The sequence below is a fragment of the Streptomyces beijiangensis genome, from assembly GCF_017315755.1.
In the GTDB taxonomy this organism is placed as follows: Bacteria; Actinomycetota; Actinomycetes; order Streptomycetales; family Streptomycetaceae; genus Streptomyces; species Streptomyces beijiangensis.
In genome coordinates this window covers 1-238 of the sequence record NZ_JAFLRJ010001651.1, presented here as the reverse complement: position 1 = coordinate 238, position 238 = coordinate 1, and the positions used below count along the sequence as shown (strand labels likewise).

At 35.7% G+C, this 238-nt stretch carries 1 protein-coding gene; it reads right to left on the bottom strand.

Going from position 1 to position 238, the window contains the following annotated elements:
• The coding region (locus tag J0695_RS46615; protein ID WP_206970236.1) for a GNAT family N-acetyltransferase at window positions 1-238 on the bottom strand (238 nt) is incomplete at both ends.

Sequence of the window (238 nt, the reverse complement as noted above, 5' to 3'; positions counted from 1 at the left end):
GTCGCAATACCTTGTCCTCTATAATCAGGCGATGTGACCACTGCTTCAATATACCACTCATCATTTTTAGCTTCTTTTATAGGTAAAGGTGTTCCAACTAATCTGATATCTTCTTCAAGAGGCAGTTGGTTCCATTGTTCTTCATACTCCATTTCTTTTGAACCATCATAAGCGATAATACAACCGGCCACTTCATTATTCTTTTCATATACCCATATATTTTTATAATAGGTACGAT